We start from the raw sequence: 19,444 nt of genomic DNA on the forward strand, positions 1-19,444 counted from the left end.
TCAACGCAGTTTGGAAATGCGCTCTGCCGTACTTAATATATCTGTCACACGCACGCCGAAATTTTCGTCGATGACGACGACTTCGCCAACCGCGATCAATTTATTGTTGATGAGAATATCCACTGGCTCTCCTGCCAGTTTATCGAGTTCGATAATCGAACCTTGTGACATTTCAAGGATGTCTTTGACCATTCGCTTCGTGCGGCCAAGTTCTACCGTCACTTGCAATGGGATGTCTAACAGCATGTCAAGGTTGTTCGGCGCCGATTGTTCAGAGGTAATATCGTCAAAGCTCGAAAATTGAACCGACTGGACACTCGGCCCATTTGTTCCTTCTGGCTGTTGCGTTTTTTCCGGTGGTTGTTGATCGTTTGATGGCATATCCTGTCCCTCCTTTACTTCTTCTGCATGTTCATCGCAGCCTGCCAGTTTTTCGACAAGCTCTCGACAAGGCCCCGCCGGCAAATACATGCGGAATGCGACATTTTGGCGGTCGCCGACAGACAGCGTGAACAGCGCCTCCGCAAACCATTGTTCTTTCGTGAAATGGGTGAACGGAAACGTTTGCCCGGCTTCGAGAATGTCCATGCCCGATAAGGAATAACCCGCCTCTTGGCCAGTCACCATCGATAAAGCAGACGCTGAAGCAGTAAACAAGCGCGACAGCATGTCTTGAACCGCAGCGAACAAGGCTTCTTCTTCTGTTTCTCCAGTCAACTGAGATGCCACCGCGTGAGCATCTGTTTGGTCCAACGTCACAATCTGGGGCATTTTGACAAAGCCCGTATACTCTCCAAGTGCTATATAGACCGGCGTCTCCATTTCTGAAAACAAGGCTTCTTTGCTTTTTACTGTCCAAACGGGTCCTTCGATGGCGGACGTTTCCGGAAACAGCGAATCTTGCAGCACCGCTTTGCCGCCGAACGCCGTGCAGAATAATTCTTTTAACACATCGAGTTCATGGCTGCTCAAAGCTTCAGCTGATTCGGTATGCTCCGGCTTGTTTAACAAGCCTTCCATTTCTTCTGGCGATAAACGCTCATCCTTCATCGTAAAATTCCCCTTCCCCGCACAAGCCGGTAATTTGGACCGCTAACCGGCCTTTCGAAGTCCCAGGCTGTGCCAGGAATTTCTGCTTTTGGTCCACATACAGTTTGACCGGCGCATCCACCGATTCATTCAATCGAAGAACATCCCCTGTTTTCAAATCCAGAAAATCCTTAATGTCGACCGTCACTTCTCCGAGAACCGCAGCGATGTCCATCTTCGTTCCGTGGAGGCGTTTTTCTAAGGCTTCCACTTCCTCGTGTTCAATCGCTTTTTTCTGGCTGGCGAGCCAATGGCGGGCCGATAGTTTCGGCAAGACATGCTCAAGCACCAAATGTGGCAAGCACAATTGGATTATTCCTTCCGTGTCGCCGATCTTAGCCACCAAATTGACGATGATGACGGTTTCGTTCGGCGAAGCCATCGGTAAAAATTGCGGATTTACTTCAACTTCTTTTAATTCTGCCGATAATTCTATTACAGAGGTCCAAGCTTCCTGAAAGCAGCTCAATGACTGGTTGAAGATCCGGTTGATGACACTGATCTCGATTTCAGTCAAATCGCTCGACCGCTGAAGCACATTCCCTTGCCCGCCAAGCAGGCGGTCGAACATGACATAGGCCACTTCCGGCGAAAACTTCATCACCATGCTGCCTGTCAATGGTTGGGCTTCAAAGACCCCGAGAATCGACTTTTTTTCGATTTGCTGAAGAAAATCCGTATACGCGACTTGTTCCACTTTTTCCGTTGTGATTTGCACGTAGGTGCGCAGCTGCGCCGAAAAGTAAGAGGTCAATAATCGCGCGAAATTTTCATGGATACGGGACAATGTCCGGATCTGATCTTGTGAAAACCGCAAAGCTTTCTTGAAATCGTAGGTATGAATATTCTTGTTGCTCAAATCCTCCGCATCCTTTTCTGAAAAATTAGGTTCCATGCTGACTCTCCTTACTCTTCCATAGGTGCGTCGTGCAATTTCGGAAGGATGTTGATGTCCCGGTAGTAGGCCGTCACTTGGCCGATCACCGTTTGCACCGGCTCCAGTACATGGACTTTCCTTCCGGTCGTCAATGTAATGACCGTATCCGGCATCGCTTCAATCCGTTCGATATAGACCGCATTCAAGACGATTTCAGAACGGTTCAGCCTCGTTAAGCGAATCATAAAGCTTCACCCCGCCCAGCCAGTATTATCATCGTTTCAAGTTCACGACTTCTTGTAGCAATTCATCTGAAGTGGTGATGGTCCGTGAATTTGCTTGGAAGCCGCGCTGGGCGATGATCATTTCCGTAAACTCTTCCGTAAGGTCAACGTTGGACATTTCGAGTAAGCCGGAGCCGATTTGGGAATTGATTGTTCCTGCATCTGAAATATCGCCGTTTGCGATCGCTTCTTGGTTTCCTAGTTTATACATCGAACCGCCGACCTTTTCGAGGCTTGCCGGGTTGTCGATATCAAACATGCCGATTTGTATTGTCGGGCCGTTTTCTTGCTGGATATTGCCGAGGCGGTCGATGCTGAAATTGCTGCCTTGGTCGATTTGGATCGGGTTTCCTGCTGTATCAAGTACGTTATAGCCTTGCGCGGTTATCAATAAGCCAGTTTCGTCCAAAGTGAAACTCCCAGCCCGCGTCAGGTATCGTTCGTTGGCATCTTCCGGCGATTGTACAACGAAAAATCCATCGCCCATAATCGTCAAATCTGTTGCTACCCCAGTCGAAATCGCAGATCCTGGGCTGTGGTTGATATTGAGAGAAGCGGCGCTAGAGCCAAGACCGACCTGCATCGGGTTTGCCCCGCTTGTTGAGACCGTTTGGCTGAGTAAATCCTGAAACTGGATCGAGCTTTTCTTGAATCCGATCGTGTTGACGTTGGAAATATTGTTCCCGATTACATCCAATTTCACCTGGAAGTTTTTCATGCCGGCTACCCCTGAGTACATAGAACGCAACATTTGTCATTTCCCCTTTCAGCTGGCTGCAAGTTTAAGCTTGCTCGGCCGCCTGTTCGTTTTGATTGTCGTTTTGTTGTTCGATCCGTTCAATGGCCGATAGCGGGATTTTGGTTTCCCCGTCTTTCAGCTCGACCATGACTTCACCATTTTTCATCGTCACGGCTTGGACAATGCCGGTGCCGCTTTCGCCATTCGCCGACCAGCTGATTTCCGTCCCGAGTAAATGGGCGGAACCTGCAAGTGATGCGTTACCGCCTTCTCCGGCGTATCCTCTCATCGTCTTATTCAATTGCGTCAATTGCTCGAGGCTGCTGAACTGCGCCATCTGCCCGATAAACTCTGCATCTTTCTGTGGTTCCATCGGATCCTGGTATTTCAACTGCGCGATGAGGATTTTCAGGAAAGCGTCTTGCCCGAGAGCATCCGGCTTTGTTTTTTCTGTTGTTGCCGCCGGTTGATTTGCCGCCGTCGTTGTCCCTGTTGCTGCGATATTCATTCAAGCACTCCCTTTTGTTTAAACGCTATAATCCACTTGGCCATTGGCTGATGCGGTTTCACGCTCGCGCTGTTGCGGTATATCGGCATCGTCCGACACAGCTTCACCGCCGTTTCCGCTGCCTTGGCTAGCAGTGTGTTTAGGTGCATTGGAGAAAGGCGGTTGCTGCTGTTCGCGCTGTTGGAATTCCGGTGAACCGCTGTCTTCCCGCACTTCCAAGCGATCGATGTCCACGCCTTGTTGAGACAGCGATAGGCGCAATTGATTTAATTGAAGCTCGACCGCTTCTTTTGCTGCCCCGTGGCTTGCAATGATTTGCGCACTGACTTTTCCGCTTGCTGTACTGACCAAAATCTCTAAATGGCCGAGATGCTCAGGGAAAATATTGATGCGTAAGCGCGTTTCATTTCCGCCAGCGGCAAGGCGAGCAGGAGAGCTGATCCATTCCGCGAGTGTTTCCGAAAGTTTTTGCACCGGCACTTGCCGCACTTGGACATCCGCCGGTTTTTGTTCAGCGAATGCGGCCGGAAGCACCGCGGCTTGTACTTGTCCTTCTGTTTTCACGGGAGCTGCGGGTTGAACGGCCTCAGCTTCTGGAACCAATTCTTCCGCAGGCATCGCTTGCACATCAGGCGCTTGCTGCTCCACCGCGCGATCAACTGGAGCGCTTTCTTGTGTTAAGGCACGAAGCAAGAAAGCGGGCGTTTGCGCAAATGGCAGGCGCGTTTCTGGTTTAACAGGCATGAGCTCTTTTACTATTTGCACTTTTTCTGAAGAAGGCGTTTCTTCTGTCAACTGCGCAGCCAGTTCGATGAGCGGGCGCAAGGTTTCTTCCGGTGCCGCATCAGTTAGGTCCATTTCTTTTAGCGCGACCCCCGAAAATCCATCGGGCTGTGCGAATTCTTTAGCAGCTGTCATAAACGATTTCAATTGTTTGACCAGTGCAGTCAATTCCGCCTGCATTTCTTCACCGGCACTGTAAGCTTCAATGGCCAGTTGTAGCTGTTCTCCGTTTGCATCGCCGAGCAATTGGAAGACTGCGTATTGCAAGGCTTGCTGTTCTTCGGTCAATTGCTCTGTCGGTGTAACCATCAATTGCCCGAACAGCGCCATCAGTTCTTCTTCAGGTAATTGTTCTGCGGCCGCTTCAAGTTCCAGCTGTTCTGTTGATCCCGCTGACAAGCCCATCAGCAATTGTTCAAATTGCCGTGCCGGATCGGCGGCCTTCGCCGCTTTCGCAGCAGTAGGAGCAGCGGTGCTTCCCATCAAGATAGAAGATAGGGCGTTCACTGGGCATCACCGGTTCTGCCGAGGCGATGGTAGCGGCTCCCTGCCAGGTCATCGAAAAAGCTCTGCTCTGCCGCTTGGTTCTCTTTTTGGTGGGCGGCATAATTTTGTTCTTTCAAATTGCCCCAGGTTTTCTCTTCGCGCGCTTTTGCTTTTAAGGCATCCTGGCTTTGAGAGACGTGTCGCTCGTGCGCCGCGACTTCACGGTTTGCCGCAGACGACTGCTCATACAACTGATAGATATAGCCTTCGAGCATGCGCAGCTCAGAAATCGGAATGCCTTTTTGTTCTTTTGCTTTTTTCATTTCTTCAGCTTCCATGATCTTCGTTTGCAAGGCTTCGCTTTGCTCGCGGACGGCCTGCTCTTTTTTCAGCGCTTCCGCCATCTCGACTTGGGCTAGCTGCGTTTCGTTTTCTTTCAGTTCGAGAATTTTCTGGAATCGGAAATTGAATCGTGTCACGTTTCAGCACCTCCAAATTGTCGTGCGAGCCGGTCGACGCTTTCCGTCAATTCGGCCTTCTCGTAAATATCCTGTTGCAAATATTCCCGGATTAACGGGTACGCGCGGATCGCTTCGTCAATTTCCTTATTGGCCCCACTCTTATAGGCCCCGATATTGATTAGGTCTTCCGCCGAATCATGCGCTGCGAGCAGGCGCTTGAGTTCGGTCGCTGCCTGCTGGTGGTCGCGCGTCGTCACTTCATTCATGATTCGGCTGACGCTGGCCATGATATTGATCGCCGGAAATTGGCCTTTTTGTGCCAATTTGCGGTCCAGCACGATATGGCCGTCCAAAATCCCGCGCACTGCATCGGCAATCGGTTCGTTCATATCGTCGCCATCGACCAGCACTGTGTAGAAGGCGGTGATCGACCCTTTCGCCGAAGTGCCGGAACGTTCGAGCAAGCGCGGCAGCAAGGCAAAAACACTTGGCGTATAGCCTTTACTGGTCGGCGGTTCTCCGACTGCAAGTCCGACTTCGCGCTGCGCCATGGCAAAACGAGTGACCGAGTCCATCATCAGCATGACGTTTTTGCCCTGGTCGCGGAAATACTCCGCAATCGCCGTCGCCGTCAGCGCTCCTTTAATGCGCTGCATCGGTGTCTGGTCGGAAGTTGCGGCGACGACGACCGAGTTTTTCAAGCCCTCTGGCCCGAGATCGCGCTCGATGAAATCTCGCACTTCCCGGCCCCGCTCGCCGATCAAGGCGATGACGTTAACGTCGGCTTCGGTGTTGCGGGCGATCATGCCCATGAGCGTACTTTTGCCGACGCCGCTTCCTGCGAATACGCCGATGCGCTGGCCTTGCCCGACTGTCAGCAAGCCGTCAATCGCGCGGACGCCGACTTCTAGAGGCTTATCGATGCGCGGCCGCTTGAGCGGGTTCGGCGGCGTATTGGTCGTGGAATATTTCTTCAAGCCTTTTGGCAATTTATTGTCATCGAGCGGTTTTCCGGTGCCGTCCAGGATTTTTCCGAGGATCGCCGGGCCGACGCGAATTTGCAACGGCACACCTGTCGCAACGACGAGACAGCCTGGTCCCACTTGCGCGAGGTCGCTTAGCGGCATGAGCATGATTTTATTTTCCTTAAAACCGACCACTTCCGCTTCAATCGGCGGGTCAAAACGGCTTGGGTACAATAAGCACAACTCGCCAAGCTTGGCGTTCGGCCCTTGCGCTTCTATGGTCAAGCCGATGACTTGGACGACTTTGCCGTGTTTTTTCACCGGTTCGATTTCTTCTAGAAGCGTTAAGTATTCGCTATCTTCCAGCTTCGTCATTGGCCTTCTCCTCACAATAAAGAAGCAATTGTTTTTTGATCTCGCTCAATTGGCTATCCAACGTCGCATCGTACGATCCGCTTTTCGTGTAGATCGTACAGCCTGAAGGCGCTTGGTTCGCCACCGGCATCAATTTTAGCTCGGCGCCTGCCCGGATATAGCTTTTCAGCTCATCTTCAAATGGCAAAACAGCCGGATAATCTTCGAGTGCCACATGGATTACCACTTCTTCTGAATCGTCCGCTTGCCGGAGAGCATGTTGGATGATCGACAAAAGCTGGGCATCGTCTTGTTTGAGTTCATTGCGGATGATTTTGCGCGCAATTTCTGTGCTGAGCGACAGCAAGAATGGCTCTGCTTCGCGGATGATGCGTTTTTGCTCTTCGTACGCTCCCGCAATCAAGCTTTCCATCAATTCGCGCTGTTCGCGAAAATCCGCTTCGGCTTGTGCGAGTCCTTGCGTGAAGCCTTCTTGAAACCCTTCTGTTGCTGCGGCTTGTGCTTGTTCCTGGGCTTCTGCCGCCGCTAGTAGCTGCTGTTCTTCCCGCCAAGCGGCCATTTCTGCATGCGCTTGCTGTTGCTCTTCGGCCAATTGCTGCCGTAAAGTGTCGAGCTGCTGTTCAAGCGTCGCAACCTCATCTTTCAAGCGAACGCCGTATTGCTCGATGTCTCCATCCGCTTGGCTGGTGAATTGCCTGCGCGTCTCCACTTTGCGCAATTGGATGATTTTCGTGCCGCTTTGTTCCGTGCTGCGGATGATGTTAGACAATCAGTTCATCTCCCTCTTCACGTGAGACGGTGATTTCCCCTTCTTCTTCCAGTTTGCGGATCAAGGCCACGATTTCGGTCTGGGCATTTTCTACGTCTTTTAATTTGACAGGCCCCATGACGTCGATTTCTTCACGGATCATTTCCGAACGCCTTGTCGACATATTTCGGAAAATGCTTTCTTTTACTTCATCACTGGCCGCTTTTAACGCAAAACTCAAGTCCAAGTCGCTCACCTCGCGAATGACTCGTTGAATCGAACGGACGTCCAATTTGACGATGTCTTCGAAAACAAACATAAGCTTCTTGATTTCAGCGACAAGGTCCGGACTGCCGGTTTCAAGTTCAGACAAGATGGCTTTTTCGGTGCTTCGGTCCACTTGGTTAAGCACGCGGACAATCGCTTCCACGCCGCCGGTTGCCGCATAATCCTGTGCGCCGTTTACAGAAGAAAGCTTGCGTTCTAGCACTTGCTCGACTTGCTGGATGACATCAGGCGATGTGCTTTCCATCAAGGCGATGCGCTTCGCCACTTCCGCCCGCTGCTCGACAGGCAGCTGCGACAGGATCGCAGAAGATTGCTTCGGATCCAAATACGACAACACCAACGCGATCGTCTGGGGCTGTTCGCTTTGCAGCACCGTCACAATGCGTGCTGGGTCGAGGCGCCTTGCAAAATTGAACGGCTTGACTTGAAGGCGATTCGACAGCCGGCCAATTGTATCGATGGCCTTTTCTTTGCCGAGCGCTTTTTCAAGCACTTCCCGCGCATAGCTGAGCCCGCCTTCGTTCATATAATCCTGAGCCAGCACCATTTCATAAAATTCGTTGATGACCCGTTCCGATTGGCTGTTTTTCAATTGGCGCACATTGGAAATTTCCATCGTCAATTGATCGATTTCCTTTTCAGACAGGCGCTTGAACACTTCCACTGACACATCCGGCCCCATGCCCACAAGCAATACGGCCACTTTTTGGATGCCCGTCAATTCTTTTATCCGTTCTACCATTCAGTTCTCTCCTAATCATCCGCCATCCACGAGCGCAGTAAATTCGTAAAGTCGTCCGGGCGTCCCTTGGCAAGCTTCTCGATCGTTTTGCGTTTCGGATTCGTTCGATTATTAAACTCGGACAAATCCACTTCACCTTCTTGCGTGCTTGCTGCTGGTTGCATTTTCGCTGCCGCTCGCTCGAAATAATCCATCTCCAGTTCCGCTTCCAATTCTGCTTGTTGCTTTTTGCGTCTTTTCACGACGAATAAGATAATGCCCGTCAACAATAGGATGCCAACACCTGCTGCCACATACCATAGAAGCGGGATGCCTGTCCAAAGGGTCACGACCGGCTCTTCTTCCGCCAGTTCGGGACGTCCTTGGAATTCCGTCGCAAAGATCGAAATTCGGTCATCGAGTTCTGCTGGAGTCGGCTGGAATTCGTTCATGCTGAGCGACGCGCTAACAGTATTTGCTAATAAGGTACGGATATCCGTCATATTCTGTTCGGTTAATGTTGCCGGATTATCCGGCACGGGCGGTTCGACGCCGACATTGATCGTAATGTCATCAATGACATAAGGGCTCATTTCGATCTGTCGGCTGATGCGATTGACTTCGCGGTTGATGCGCTCTTCGGTACGTTCAGATTCACTTGTGCCGCTGCCATCCGCTGATGGATAGTTGGCAATATCCGTCTCTCCGGTACCGGCATCGTCTGCCAAGGCTTGGCCTTCGCTTGCGTAAGTCTCGACGATCCGCTCAACGCTGATGTCGATGCCTTCTCCGGTTTCGAGATCGACCGGTTCCACCAATTGCTCTTCGCGTTTTTCTTTCGTGAAATCAATATTCGCCATAACGGACACGACGACTTTGTCTTGCCCGAGCAATAACCCAAGCATTTGTTGCAATTCGCGCTGAATATCCTGTTCGATGCCTTGCTGGATTTCGCGGTTTTGCTGATACATTGTCAAATTGGTATCCGGTGCTCCGGTATCCTGCAATTCAAACACTTGGCCGTTTTGGTCCATGATGACGATTTGCTCCATCGGTAAATTCGGCACCGATTTGCTGACCAAATGATACAAGCCATTGATTTGCTTCTGGTCTAGATTTAAGGTGCCGTCGCCTTTGACGACAATCGAGGCTGTCGACACTTGCTCTTCATCGGTCAACCAGACGTTTTCTTTCGGCAAGGTAATCATGACGTTGGCATCTGTCACACCCGCAATTTGCTTGACCAAATACGCTAATTCATTTTGCATGGCATCGCGTTCGACGACATCAAAATGGCGGTCGGTCATGCCGAGGCCCATGTTTTCACTGAAGATGCCGTACGTGACATTGCCGTTTTTCGGCAAGCCTTCAGCCGCTAAGCTGACTTTCAGCCCGGCGACTTGTTCATCCGGCACGGAAATCGTGGACCCGTCTGTCGACACTTCGACCGGGATGCCTTGGCTCTCGATGGCTGCTTTGATTTCGCCCGCTTCTGCCGGATCCAAATTGGCATAAAGCGGCGACATATTCGATTGGCTATTGAAGAAAACAAAAAGCCCTAGAGCAAGTAAAGTGATGAAAAAGGACGCGGCCATTAGCCATTTGGTCGCTTTCGATAAACTGCCCCAGGAGTCTTTTGTTTTGGTTTTATACGTTTCGAACTTTTCTTTCATTGACCGCACACCTTAGTCTTTTTCATACTTGCATTCTCATGACTTCTTGATACGCTTCTACCACTTTATTGCGCACTTGCATCGTCATCTGCAGGGACAAACTTGCTTTTTGCGAAGCGATCATCACTTCGTGGACATCTTGTACTTCGCCCGTCAGCAATTGATCGGTCTTTTTATCGGATACGTTTTGCGCATTGCTCACTTCTTTTAATGCATTTTTAAAGACATCGCCGAAGCCTGTCGCTTGCGATTCTGGCTGTAATTTTTCCATGAATTGATTTTGCAGAAACGGCGTCTGCAGCTGTCCAATTTTCTCCATGCTGCCCCTCCTAAACTAAACTTCGTTATTTCCCGATTTCGAGTGCTTTCATGAACATGCTTTTCGACGCGTTCATCGCTGTCACGTTCGCTTCATACGAACGGGTGGCAGACATCAAATCGACCATTTCTTGAATGGGATCGACGTTCGATGTCCGGACATACCCTTCAGCATCCGCATCCGGGTGCTCCGGGTTGTAAGTCACTGGAAAAGGTGTCTGGTCTTCACGAATCGCGCTCGCTTTAACTCCGCCGCCCGCGTTTTGCCCCATGGCAGAGCTCAACTGTTTGGCAAAAGGCGAAGCATCAGCCGTCGACAACTCAACTGTTTTGCGACGATAAGGCACCCATTCCCCATCCACTAACTCGGCACGGTTCGTATTGGCATTTGCGATATTTGAAGAAACGACATCCATCCGCAAGCGGTTAGCCGTAAGCCCCGTTGCGCTAATATTCAGACCGCTAAATAAAGACATTCCCCTTATCTCCCTCCGTTGATGACCGAACTCAGGCTACTGAATTTGCCGTTGATCCGCTCGGTAACGGCGTTGTACCATAATTGGTTTTTCGCCAGTTCCGCCATTTCAAAATCCATATCTACGTTATTGCCATTAGGCGTCATTACCGTATTGTGATTGACCGTCACCGGCGAAGCTCCTTGCCCGCTCTGGAATTCCAGATGGCGTGCATCAGTGCGGTAACTCTTCACTCTTGAAGCGCTTGCCTGTTCCATCACTTGCTGAAAGTTCACTTGCTTGCTTTTGTAATTGGCCGTATCGACATTGGCGATATTATCGGCATGGACACGCTGTTTTAATGTCGCTGTCGACAAAGCCTGCTCCATTCTTTGAATGCTGGATGGAAATAAATTCATCGCGTAACCCCCTGTTTATGAATTTGCCCAAATAAAAAATCCACTGAAAAACAGGCGGATTTGAGTCAAATCTACCATCTTTCGGCAGCCCGGCGGTCCTGTGTCTGGGACAGTTAGATCCGTAGCTTTGCGTCCTCAACTTTCGTATAAGTTTGCTATTTTCGTCATGATATGGGTATATTTTTCTGTAAACTCGTCTTTTAGAATCATTTTGAACGACTATTACTCCGGTATAGTATCATGCTTTATTTATTTTGGCTATTTTATTTTGTAAAAAAATTCTACTATTTTTTCCATTTAATCTGCAGTTTTCTGTTAAAATGAAAATACCAAATTAGGCTAATAGTTCTTTAGACTAGAAAAGGAAGGGTGACTAGGTAATATGTTCCGTGGATTGTATACGGCGACTTCAGGGATGATGTCGCAAAACAGATACCAGCAAGTCTTAACCAATAATTTGGCGAATGCCAGCACTCCCGGCTTTAAAACGGACGATTCGGCAGTCCGATCATTTCCAGATCAATTGATCAAAGCGCAAAATGCCAACCAGCCAGCACCAATCGGCCACCTTTCCACCGGTGTTTATTTGCAAGAAGCGATCCCTTCGTTTCTTCAAGGCCCTATCCGGGAAACCGGCAATGCCACGGACTTCGCTTTGCTTGATGAAAAATTAGCAGCAGATCCGGAAACCGGCGAGCGCGGCCATTTATTGTTTGCCGTCGAAACGGCAGACGGCGATGTGCGCTATACGCGCAATGGCCAATTCACGGTAGACGCAGAAGGTTTTCTTGCGACCAGCTTTGGCCAGCGCGTGCTCGGCGACGATCTTCAGCCACTGCAAGTCGGCGGTAGTGAATTTTCCGCAGACGATAGCGGCGCGATTACCCGTGAAGACGGGAGCGTTGCTGGGAACTTGTGGATCGGTATGACAGAAGATGCAGGCCAACTCGTCAAGCAAGGCCATAACTTGCTCGCTTGGGAAGGCGACCCTGATGATGCACCGACACTCGCCGCTGATGGTGAGCGATACACCCAGCAAGGTTTTATCGAACAGTCCAATGTTGACTTGACCCGCACCATGACCGACATGATGACCGCTTATCGCGGATTCGAATCCAATCAAAAAGTAATCCAGGCCTATGACCGCAGCATGGAAAAAGCGGTCAACGAAATCGGCCGGGTCTGATAAGGAGCAGCGTCCATGAACATTCAAATGAACACAGCAAGCAGCACGATGCGCGAACTGCAGAAAAAAATCGATTCCATCGCCAATAACGTCGCCAACGTCAACACGCACGGCTATAAAAAACAAGAAGCCAATTTTTCCGACGCTTTGCTGTATAGCGTGACAAAGCAAGCGGGCACTGCCAACGAAATCGGCCGCAGCACGCCGAACGGACTGCGGATCGGCGGCGGTGCCTTGGTATCCGAAGGCATTACCCGCCACTCGCAAGGCTCCTTGCAGGAAACCGGCCGCGAACTGGATTTCGCCCTCCAGTCGCCAAACGCTTACTTCCGGATTGCCAATGGCGAAGAAGACTATTACACACGAAACGGTTCTTTCCAAGCCGAAGCGATTCCAGGAAGTGACCGGCTTGCACTCACCACCGCTTCCGGCGATTCCGTGCTCGGTGCAGATGGCCTGCCGATTACGATCGGCGCCGGTTATAGCGAAATGTCCCTTGGCAACGACGGGCTCGTGACCGTTTCTTATGACAACCAGCCGCCGGAAACCTTTCAGCTCGGCACGGCAAAAATCAATCGCCCCGCCCTTCTTGAAAAAGCTGGCGACAACCGCTATCGCCTGCCTGGCACACAAGCCGAACAAGCAGCTGCCGGCGTGTTGGAATTAATCGACATGCCGATGTCCCACCGGTTTTTAGAAACCTCGAATGTGGACATGGCCGCCGAAATGACCGAATTGATCGCCACCCAGCGATTGTTTCAATCACAAGGACGCGCCATTTCCTACGCTGACGATATGATGGGCCTCGTGAATACGATGAAATCCTAATATTGCCAAATTATTTTTTAGCAAGATAATATTAAAAAGCCGCGCACCGAGAGAAACTCCTCTTGGCGCGCGGCTTTTTTTCATATGGGCTAATGCAGAAAACGGCAATAAAAAAACAGCCAATCACTTTTGATTAACTGTTTTACCGGAGAAAGTCCATCAAGTTTGTCTGCATGATCTTGGCCGAAGATGACAGGCTTGCTTGGTAAACACTTTCTTCACTTTTCAATTTGATTAGTATTTCAGCATAATCTACATCTTCTATAGAAGATAAGGCTGTTCCAAGGGATAGCTTGGCATCCAACAGCCGGCTTTCGGTCGCTTCGACGCGGTTTTGGCGTGCGCCGTTTTCAGCAGCCGAAGTCAATAGGCGCTCCATGGCCTTATCGATTTCATCGAGATTAACCGTTTCGCCAGCTTGTATATTTTCAGCGAGTTTTCCAACAGCCCGGAATATATTCGTCGGATCGTCCCCGCTGCCGACAAGTGTTTGAGGCAAGATGCCGATTTCGAGCTGCAGTCCGACACCGATCTTCGCTGTCTTCAGCGAGCCGTTCGGTTGAGCCGCTTCAAAAGAATCGGCATCCGGAAACGGCTTGACTGTGCCGTCGCCGCCACCGAACAAATACCGGCCGTCGACTTCGGCGTTCGCGAATTCGCGCAATTGATCGTTCAATACTCCGACTTCCTTGAAGATCAATTCGCGGTCTTCCGGAGACAGGGTCCCGCTGCCGCCTTGCACGCCGAGTTCGCGGATGCGCTGTGTGACGTCAACCATCGCTTGAATCGAGCGGTCATTTTCATCGAGCCATAAATTGGCATCGCCGATATTGCGCTCGTATTGTTCGTTTGCCGACATGACGCTGTTCAAACTCATCGCTTTCGCTACCGCTTGCGGATTGTCGGACGGCTTATGCAGCAATTTGCCGCTAGATGCCTGCATACTGGTGTTTTCAAAACGCCCAAGATTTTGCTGCATATGGCGCAGGGAATTTTGGTGCATCATTTGCTGGGTTACTCTCATTGGGCCGTCCTCCGTTTTTAGGTTTAGCGTGCAGCCATCCGGTTGATGATCGTGTCGAGCATTTCATCGGTCGTTGATACTAAGCGGGCTGCGGCATTATAAGCGTGTTGGAATTTCACCAAGTTCGACATTTCTTCATCCAGCGAAACGCCCGTAACCGCTTGGCGGCGGTTGTCTGTCGAGACGATCAATTGCTCTTGTGCTGAAACTGCGTAGCCGGCGGTCTGCCCTTCCGCCCCGAGGCCGCTGACGATGGCACGAAAATCGGCTTGCACGTTTTTCACGTCTTCATCTAATCCTTTTGGCAATTCGAGTGGGGCATCTGTTGCAACGCTCAACTCGCCTGCTGGTGAAGTCGTTTCAAAAACATTGCCATTCGCTTGAGCGAATTCCGTCACTGCCGTGTTGATTTTTTGCTGATAGTTTTCGACCGTCGTCAACGATTGTCCGAGACCACCGAGCTTGCCGCCTGCTGCTTGAAGTTCAACCGGTTCTCCGGATTTTACCGGCTGGTTGTTCGAAGCCAAGGCAAGCGCATAGCTGCCGTCCGCTTTTTCCGTCACTTTGATGTCCATCAGCTGCGACAGTTCATCGACCGCCGCATCGCGTGCATCGCGCAAATCGTTCGCCTGCGCCCCGTTCTGGGAAATGTGTTTGTTCAGTTCTTCAATGCGTGAAATCAATGTTTGCGCTTCTGTCTGTGCCGCTGCCGTGCGATCCGTCAATTCCACTTTCAAGTCGCCCATCGAGCGGTCAATCGTTTTTGCCACGTCCGCAAAAGCTTGCGCCCGTTCTTTGACGACCGCTTGGACCGCCGCGTTCGACGGGTCGCTTTCCAAGTCTTGCCAAGCGCTCCATAAACGGCCCATCGACGCGTTCAATCCATTTTCTCCCGGCTCGCCGAGAATCGTTTCCACATTTCCGAGCGCTTCACTTTTCGTTTGCCACTCGGCCAGTTCTGCTGTGTGCCCGCGGTATTGCTGGTCGAGAAAGCGGTCGCGCACGCGCATGACCGAATCGACCGAAACACCGGTGCCCAGCTGTCCTTTGCCTTGGCTCGTCCAAACTTCCAAAGAAGCAGCGGAACTCGTGTTCACTTGTTGGCGCGAATAGCCTTTCGTATTGGCGTTTGCGATATTATGGCCTGTGGTCGAAAGGCTCGCCTGGCCGGCGGATAAGCCGCGGCGGCCGGTTTCCAAAGTGTGAAAAGTTGACACGTGATCCCCTGCTTTCCCTGAAGGGCTTTATGCTTTCGTATCGAAAAAGCCCCGATTGGTTGACTGTTTAGGTGCTGCGCCGGATTTCGGCGGGTAATTATATGGCTGTTTTACGGGTGTTGTAATATGGCCAATCATGCCTTGGATAAAATCCACGGAATCTTGTACCAGTTTCTCGTTTTGGCGGTTCTTCGCTTGCAACTCCAAAAGCAATTGCTTTAAAGTCGTCAATTGTTCCTGCAATGCACGCCTCGCCGCTTCGTCCGGCACCTGCTCGGTAAACTCGCTGAAGCTGAGTCCCGGGTGTTCTTCCAGCACTTCCGTCACTAAGCGTTCACGTTCGTCTTCGAGCTGCCCGAGCCTGCGGATGAGCCGTGTTTCTTCTTTGACCAATTCGGTCAGTTCGTCGATTTTATGTTCGATCAGCACCGTTTGCTTGCGCTCCGCATAGCGGATCAATTGCTGCTGTATTACGATCAGCTCATCAAGTGTGGCGGTCATCATTTTCAACACCGGAGTTCCCTCTTTTCCGACCCGCTCAACTGTCATTTATCGAACCAGTACTGATGGATTTTTTCGGCTACCTTATCAGAATCGACTTGGTATTCACCGGAAGCCACCTGTGCTTTGAGCAGCTGTATTTTTTCTTGACGGGCGATATCCGCTTCCGTATTCTTCTCGAACATCGCCTTCGCCTCACTTGAGATCTGCAATTGGTCTTCTTGTTGAAGCGGGCGCGCTTTTTGGGCCGGCGTCACCTGCATTTGCTTTTGGTAAGATTGAATAAAGGAAGAACTATTCGTTTTATCAATATTCATTCCTTCACCACCTCTTAAAGTTATTTCTTCATTTTCCAGCGTGCTTGTGTGCTGTTTGCCCACTCGTCATCATCCGCCAGTATCTCATTAGCGCTCCGGAGGAAATCCAGGCGGCAATCCTCGCACAGCATATGCCGGTGAATCAACGTTTTGCAATGAGAGCACGGATAACCGAGATTCGGGTAGTCGCCCGTCAAAATCCGGCCTTCCCGAAGGAATTCGGAAATCTTATGGACCGAGACGCCCGTGAACAAATGAACGTCTTCAAGCGACGCATTGCGGTGCTCGTGTTCTTGTAAAAACAGGTAAACTCTTTTGAATGCCTTTTCGTTTTCCTGGTGGCATTTCAAGCAGCAAGCGATTTGATCACGCAAAAACAGCGTTCCGCAGCTGGGGCAATTGTCCAGTTTCGGGGTTGTCAAATAGATCACCTAGTTTCTTCTATCAGTCAGTTCTATGTTGTCCAGGGCTCTTCGAATTACTATCTATACTACTAGTATCGGCTGTTTTTGAAAAATGTTTAGCGTTTCTTTAAAAAATATTATTGCACTTTGAATTGTGTGACGAGAACGCGTTCAACTTTGCCTTCGCCAACCAGGCTTTCAAGCTGCGCCACCATCTCATCTTGCAATAAAGTGATGCCCTCTGTTCCGACGAGTTGTTCTTTTTCCATGCCCGCCACAGTCGCAATAGCCGCCGCACGCACTTCCGCGTGGCGTTTTTCCATTTCTTCTTTTACTTTTTTATCGCCTAATAAAATATTGAACTGCACGACCGCATAAGACGCCGGCGTGGCGAGATTGGTCGTAATTTCTTCCGTGTCGATGCTCAGTTCCACCATTTCATCGGCAGTGAGCGGCGCATCGGCGTCCACTTCTTTATCCATTTGGAGGAAATAAAAGGCTCCGCCTGCTCCAAGCAAGGCTGCAATTACTAACACCATTACTACTTTTTTCATCATCCACCTCTTACTCTTCGGTTTCAGTCTGATAAGGAGATATCAGCACTTCGACGCGTCGGTTTTGCGCGCGTCCGTCTTTTGTATCGTTCGTGGCGATCGGCTGGTATTCGCTATAGCCGGTCGCGCTGAATTTTCTCGGGTCCAAGTCGCCGTTTTCCAGCAAAATCTTCATGAAATTGATGGCGCGCGCCGAACTGAGTTCCCAGTTTGATGTAAACTCGCCGCCCGCTGCCGGTACATTGTCGGTATGGCCTTCAATATAAATCATGCGCGGCGGGTCGCTGACGAGCAAATCCGATAATTCGCTCGCAATGGTGCGCGCCTGTTCATCGATATCGGCGCTTCCCGATTCATACAACACGCCTTCATTGATCGTCAGCATCAAGCCTTTATCGGTCAATTCGGTTTGCAGTTTTGGCGACAAGCCTTTTTCATCAATATACGACTCGATTTTCTCCTGGAATTCTCCCAGTTCCTGTCGGTCGCGTACCGCTTCCACTTCTTCCATCATCTTCTCGGTTACGCCTTCTTCCGGAATGATCGCAAAAGGCGACGTATCGGTCTCGAGTTCTACCGGTGCGGACTGGTCAAGCAGGCCGGTGCCTCCCTGCAGTTCCACATTGAACGATTCGGAAATGGCCTTGAATTTCTTGGCGTCGACATTGCTCGCCGCAAACAAGACGATAAACAAGGCCAATAATAGCGTTAGAATATCGGCATACGGGATGAGCCAGGATTCGTCGACATGTTCTTCATGCTTTTTTTTACGCTTCAACTTCAACACCACTCTTAGTTTCGTCTTCTAGTACACGGTCCTTGGCCGGCAGATACGTCAAGAGTTTTTCTTCTACGGTTCGTGCAGGCAAGCCTTCTTGAACCGCAAGCAAGCCTTCAAGCATGATTTGCTTCACGCGCGCTTCCTTTTCAGATTTGCGCTTTAATTTATTGGCGAACGGGTGCCACAGGACATATCCGGTGAAAATCCCGAACAGCGTGGCAATGAATGCCGCAGAAATCGATTTTCCGAGCAATGCCACATCATCCAAATGGCCGAGTGCGGCGACGAGCCCGATAACCGCTCCGAGTACGCCGAGCGTCGGCGCATATGTACCGGCTTGCGTGAAAATTTTCGCGCCGAGTTCGTGGCGGTCTTCCATTGCCGCGATGTCTTCTTCCATCAAGTCACGAATGTGCTCGAGCGATTGGCCATCGACGACCATTTTCAAGCCGCGCTGCAAAAATGGGTCTTCCACTTCTTCGGCACGCTCTTCTAGTGCGAGCAAGCCTTCTTTACGGGCAACCATCGCCCATCCCGTGAACATCGGGATCATTTCTTTGATTGATAATGTTTTTTGTTCCCCGAAGAGGACTTTGAATAGTCCGGGGATGCGTTTCACTTCGTCCATCGGAAAGGCGATCAAGATACAGGCAAGCGTGCCCATGAAAATGATGACCAATGCGGCTGGATTATATAGTGCGGCCGGACTGGAGCCTTTTAGGGCCATACCGCCGACGAGCACAAGTACGCCTAAGATGATGCCTAACCAAGATGTCTTATCCACGTCCATACCTCATTTCACTTTGGATATTTGTTGAGTTGAATAATGTGCCGGGAGATTACATTGTTTGCGATATTCCGCAAAACAGCTGGCTTTCCGGGGGGCTTGCGCTGAACTAATTCGGGCTTAGCGCCCGAATGGATTTCAGCACTTCGCTGCTCCCCCAGGAGTCTGCGCTGTTTTGCTCCATCTCTTTGATCGTTAAACTCAGCAAAAGTTATTGCTAGTGAGCGTTTTCGTCAGCGTTCAGTTATTCAATCCAACCTATCCCTTATTGTTTTGCTAGTGCCATGGCTTGCTTCCAGGTATTGCGCAGTTCGGTTACGTCTGCGAGTACGGCGTCGAGTGCGGCTTCGTCATTTTTCATGTTCGCTTCCATGAGTGCGTTGTTTTGGTATTCATAGAGTTGTTCGAGTTCTTTCGACAATGCGATGTCGGGGTTTAAGGTGCTGCGCAGTTCCTGGATGATCGCTTGTGCCTTCAGCAAGTTTTTATTTTTTTCTTCGAACTGTTTATCCTGCATCGCTTTTTTTGCGAGTTTGGTGAATTTCAAGCAGCCGTTATACAGCATCAATGTCAATTCCTCAGGTGATGCAGTCATGACGGAGTTTTGCTGGTAGGTCTGGTATGGGTTGATTGTAGCCAATGTCAGTTCCCCTTTC

25 protein-coding genes and 1 riboswitch are annotated in these 19,444 nt (G+C 50.5%); of the genes, 2 read left to right on the forward strand and 23 right to left on the reverse strand.

The annotated features are described in order from the left end of the window. From fliN to flgB, 14 genes are read right to left on the reverse strand one after another with little or no spacing between them, the layout of a single operon-like run. A complete protein-coding gene (gene fliN / locus AY633_RS13400; protein ID WP_068488792.1) occupies window positions 1–1,050 on the reverse strand; it encodes a flagellar motor switch protein FliN in 1,050 nt (349 codons plus the stop codon). Continuing rightward, window positions 1,040–1,984, reverse strand: coding sequence for a flagellar motor switch protein FliM (gene fliM, locus AY633_RS13405; protein WP_068488793.1), 945 nt, complete (start codon window positions 1,982–1,984; stop codon window positions 1,040–1,042). Before fliM ends, fliN begins: the two co-directional genes overlap by 11 nt. An 11-nt stretch (window positions 1,985–1,995) precedes the next feature. Next, window positions 1,996–2,211, reverse strand: coding sequence for a flagellar FlbD family protein (locus AY633_RS13410; protein WP_068459858.1), 216 nt, complete (start codon window positions 2,209–2,211; stop codon window positions 1,996–1,998). Window positions 2,212–2,239: 28 nt separating this feature from the next. After that, a complete protein-coding gene (gene flgF, locus AY633_RS13415; RefSeq protein ID WP_068488794.1) occupies window positions 2,240–3,001 on the reverse strand; it encodes a flagellar basal-body rod protein FlgF in 762 nt (253 codons plus the stop codon). A gap of 31 nt (window positions 3,002–3,032) precedes the next feature. Beyond that, window positions 3,033–3,497 carry a flagellar hook capping FlgD N-terminal domain-containing protein gene (locus AY633_RS13420; protein WP_068488795.1) on the reverse strand — a complete coding sequence of 155 codons (465 nt, stop codon included), beginning with the start codon at window positions 3,495–3,497 and terminating at the stop codon, window positions 3,033–3,035. An 18-nt stretch (window positions 3,498–3,515) separates the two neighbouring features. Continuing rightward, window positions 3,516–4,787 carry a flagellar hook-length control protein FliK gene (locus tag AY633_RS13425; protein ID WP_068488796.1) on the reverse strand — a complete coding sequence of 424 codons (1,272 nt, stop codon included), beginning with the start codon at window positions 4,785–4,787 and terminating at the stop codon, window positions 3,516–3,518. Next, window positions 4,784–5,245, reverse strand: a complete 462-nt coding sequence (gene fliJ / locus AY633_RS13430) for a flagellar export protein FliJ (protein WP_068459851.1) — start codon at window positions 5,243–5,245, stop codon at window positions 4,784–4,786. Before fliJ ends, AY633_RS13425 begins: the two co-directional genes overlap by 4 nt. Beyond that, entirely contained in the window at window positions 5,242–6,567 is a 1,326-nt protein-coding gene (gene fliI, locus AY633_RS13435) for a flagellar protein export ATPase FliI (protein ID WP_068488797.1), read from the reverse strand. The genes fliJ and fliI overlap by 4 nt, the downstream gene beginning before the upstream one ends. Then, window positions 6,548–7,336 carry a FliH/SctL family protein gene (locus AY633_RS13440; RefSeq protein ID WP_068488798.1) on the reverse strand — a complete coding sequence of 263 codons (789 nt, stop codon included), beginning with the start codon at window positions 7,334–7,336 and terminating at the stop codon, window positions 6,548–6,550. The genes fliI and AY633_RS13440 overlap by 20 nt, the downstream gene beginning before the upstream one ends. Continuing rightward, window positions 7,329–8,345 (reverse strand): flagellar motor switch protein FliG, encoded by a 1,017-nt coding sequence (gene fliG, locus AY633_RS13445; protein ID WP_068459845.1) that lies wholly within the window; start codon window positions 8,343–8,345, stop codon window positions 7,329–7,331. Before fliG ends, AY633_RS13440 begins: the two co-directional genes overlap by 8 nt. 11 nt (window positions 8,346–8,356) lie before the next feature. After that, entirely contained in the window at window positions 8,357–9,997 is a 1,641-nt protein-coding gene (fliF, locus tag AY633_RS13450; RefSeq protein WP_068488799.1) for a flagellar basal-body MS-ring/collar protein FliF, read from the reverse strand. A gap of 22 nt (window positions 9,998–10,019) precedes the next feature. Beyond that, on the reverse strand, window positions 10,020–10,316 hold the full coding sequence (gene fliE, locus AY633_RS13455; RefSeq protein ID WP_068488800.1) for a flagellar hook-basal body complex protein FliE: 297 nt from the start codon (window positions 10,314–10,316) through the stop codon (window positions 10,020–10,022). Between the two features lie 25 nt (window positions 10,317–10,341). Further along, the gene (gene flgC, locus AY633_RS13460; protein WP_068488801.1) at window positions 10,342–10,791 is read right to left on the reverse strand and encodes a flagellar basal body rod protein FlgC; all 450 of its coding nucleotides are present in this window, start codon (window positions 10,789–10,791) and stop codon (window positions 10,342–10,344) included. Window positions 10,792–10,796: 5 nt separating this feature from the next. Continuing rightward, complete coding sequence (gene flgB / locus AY633_RS13465; RefSeq protein ID WP_068488802.1) at window positions 10,797–11,189, reverse strand: flagellar basal body rod protein FlgB; 393 nt, start codon at window positions 11,187–11,189, stop codon at window positions 10,797–10,799. 80 nt (window positions 11,190–11,269) lie between these two features. After that, a riboswitch (cyclic di-GMP riboswitch) is annotated at window positions 11,270–11,356 on the reverse strand. Between the two features lie 215 nt (window positions 11,357–11,571). Between flgB and AY633_RS13470 the strand changes: the two genes are divergently transcribed. Together AY633_RS13470 and AY633_RS13475 are read left to right on the forward strand one after the other, a co-directional pair. Further along, on the forward strand, window positions 11,572–12,375 hold the full coding sequence (locus tag AY633_RS13470) for a flagellar hook-basal body protein (RefSeq protein ID WP_068488803.1): 804 nt from the start codon (window positions 11,572–11,574) through the stop codon (window positions 12,373–12,375). A 15-nt stretch (window positions 12,376–12,390) separates the two neighbouring features. Next, window positions 12,391–13,203: a flagellar hook-basal body protein gene (locus AY633_RS13475; RefSeq protein WP_068488804.1), complete on the forward strand. Its 813-nt coding sequence runs from the start codon at window positions 12,391–12,393 to the stop codon at window positions 13,201–13,203. A gap of 142 nt (window positions 13,204–13,345) precedes the next feature. Here AY633_RS13475 and flgL read toward each other — a convergent pair whose 3' ends face one another. The 9 genes from flgL to fliS form a co-directional block, all read right to left on the reverse strand. Further along, window positions 13,346–14,227 carry a flagellar hook-associated protein FlgL gene (gene flgL / locus AY633_RS13480; RefSeq protein ID WP_068488805.1) on the reverse strand — a complete coding sequence of 294 codons (882 nt, stop codon included), beginning with the start codon at window positions 14,225–14,227 and terminating at the stop codon, window positions 13,346–13,348. Between the two features lie 23 nt (window positions 14,228–14,250). Continuing rightward, complete coding sequence (flgK, locus tag AY633_RS13485) at window positions 14,251–15,444, reverse strand: flagellar hook-associated protein FlgK (protein ID WP_068488806.1); 1,194 nt, start codon at window positions 15,442–15,444, stop codon at window positions 14,251–14,253. A gap of 27 nt (window positions 15,445–15,471) precedes the next feature. Further along, complete coding sequence (locus tag AY633_RS13490; protein WP_260804579.1) at window positions 15,472–15,993, reverse strand: flagellar protein FlgN; 522 nt, start codon at window positions 15,991–15,993, stop codon at window positions 15,472–15,474. Further along, a complete protein-coding gene (gene flgM, locus AY633_RS13495) occupies window positions 15,990–16,262 on the reverse strand; it encodes a flagellar biosynthesis anti-sigma factor FlgM (protein ID WP_068459826.1) in 273 nt (90 codons plus the stop codon). Before flgM ends, AY633_RS13490 begins: the two co-directional genes overlap by 4 nt. 20 nt (window positions 16,263–16,282) lie before the next feature. Then, complete coding sequence (locus tag AY633_RS13500; RefSeq protein WP_068488808.1) at window positions 16,283–16,693, reverse strand: hypothetical protein; 411 nt, start codon at window positions 16,691–16,693, stop codon at window positions 16,283–16,285. A gap of 110 nt (window positions 16,694–16,803) precedes the next feature. After that, on the reverse strand, window positions 16,804–17,220 hold the full coding sequence (locus tag AY633_RS13505; RefSeq protein WP_260804580.1) for a flagellar basal body-associated FliL family protein: 417 nt from the start codon (window positions 17,218–17,220) through the stop codon (window positions 16,804–16,806). Window positions 17,221–17,230: 10 nt separating this feature from the next. Beyond that, complete coding sequence (motB, locus tag AY633_RS13510) at window positions 17,231–17,998, reverse strand: flagellar motor protein MotB (protein ID WP_082799247.1); 768 nt, start codon at window positions 17,996–17,998, stop codon at window positions 17,231–17,233. Further along, window positions 17,988–18,785 (reverse strand): flagellar motor stator protein MotA, encoded by a 798-nt coding sequence (motA, locus tag AY633_RS13515; RefSeq protein ID WP_068488810.1) that lies wholly within the window; start codon window positions 18,783–18,785, stop codon window positions 17,988–17,990. Before motA ends, motB begins: the two co-directional genes overlap by 11 nt. Window positions 18,786–19,053: 268 nt before the next feature. After that, window positions 19,054–19,428: a flagellar export chaperone FliS gene (gene fliS, locus AY633_RS13520; RefSeq protein WP_068488811.1), complete on the reverse strand. Its 375-nt coding sequence runs from the start codon at window positions 19,426–19,428 to the stop codon at window positions 19,054–19,056. Window positions 19,429–19,444: the final 16 nt, after the last annotated feature.

Origin of the sequence: Planococcus maritimus, assembly GCF_001592825.1 — a bacterium.
Classification (GTDB): Bacteria; Bacillota; Bacilli; order Bacillales_A; family Planococcaceae; genus Planococcus; species Planococcus maritimus_C.

Excerpts from the sequence above, each read along its gene's own strand:
- flgB (WP_068488802.1), bottom strand. The coding sequence starts at position 11,189 with ATGAATTTATTTCCATCCAGCATTCAAAGAATGGAGCAGGCTTTGTCG.
- flgL (WP_068488805.1), bottom strand. The coding sequence starts at position 14,227 with ATGAGAGTAACCCAGCAAATGATGCACCAAAATTCCCTGCGCCATATG.
- AY633_RS13490 (WP_260804579.1), bottom strand. The coding sequence starts at position 15,993 with ATGACAGTTGAGCGGGTCGGAAAAGAGGGAACTCCGGTGTTGAAAATG.
- AY633_RS13505 (WP_260804580.1), bottom strand. The coding sequence starts at position 17,220 with ATGAAAAAAGTAGTAATGGTGTTAGTAATTGCAGCCTTGCTTGGAGCA.
- fliI (WP_068488797.1), bottom strand. The coding sequence starts at position 6,567 with ATGACGAAGCTGGAAGATAGCGAATACTTAACGCTTCTAGAAGAAATC.
- AY633_RS13475 (WP_068488804.1), top strand. The coding sequence starts at position 12,391 with ATGAACATTCAAATGAACACAGCAAGCAGCACGATGCGCGAACTGCAG.
- AY633_RS13470 (WP_068488803.1), top strand. The coding sequence starts at position 11,572 with ATGTTCCGTGGATTGTATACGGCGACTTCAGGGATGATGTCGCAAAAC.
- flgF (WP_068488794.1), bottom strand. The coding sequence starts at position 3,001 with ATGTTGCGTTCTATGTACTCAGGGGTAGCCGGCATGAAAAACTTCCAG.
- fliG (WP_068459845.1), bottom strand. The coding sequence starts at position 8,345 with ATGGTAGAACGGATAAAAGAATTGACGGGCATCCAAAAAGTGGCCGTA.
- fliN (WP_068488792.1), bottom strand. The coding sequence starts at position 1,050 with ATGAAGGATGAGCGTTTATCGCCAGAAGAAATGGAAGGCTTGTTAAAC.
- fliM (WP_068488793.1), bottom strand. The coding sequence starts at position 1,984 with ATGGAACCTAATTTTTCAGAAAAGGATGCGGAGGATTTGAGCAACAAG.
- AY633_RS13420 (WP_068488795.1), bottom strand. The coding sequence starts at position 3,497 with ATGAATATCGCAGCAACAGGGACAACGACGGCGGCAAATCAACCGGCG.
- AY633_RS13410 (WP_068459858.1), bottom strand. The coding sequence starts at position 2,211 with ATGATTCGCTTAACGAGGCTGAACCGTTCTGAAATCGTCTTGAATGCG.
- fliE (WP_068488800.1), bottom strand. The coding sequence starts at position 10,316 with ATGGAGAAAATTGGACAGCTGCAGACGCCGTTTCTGCAAAATCAATTC.
- fliF (WP_068488799.1), bottom strand. The coding sequence starts at position 9,997 with ATGAAAGAAAAGTTCGAAACGTATAAAACCAAAACAAAAGACTCCTGG.
- flgC (WP_068488801.1), bottom strand. The coding sequence starts at position 10,791 with ATGTCTTTATTTAGCGGTCTGAATATTAGCGCAACGGGGCTTACGGCT.
- flgM (WP_068459826.1), bottom strand. The coding sequence starts at position 16,262 with ATGAATATTGATAAAACGAATAGTTCTTCCTTTATTCAATCTTACCAA.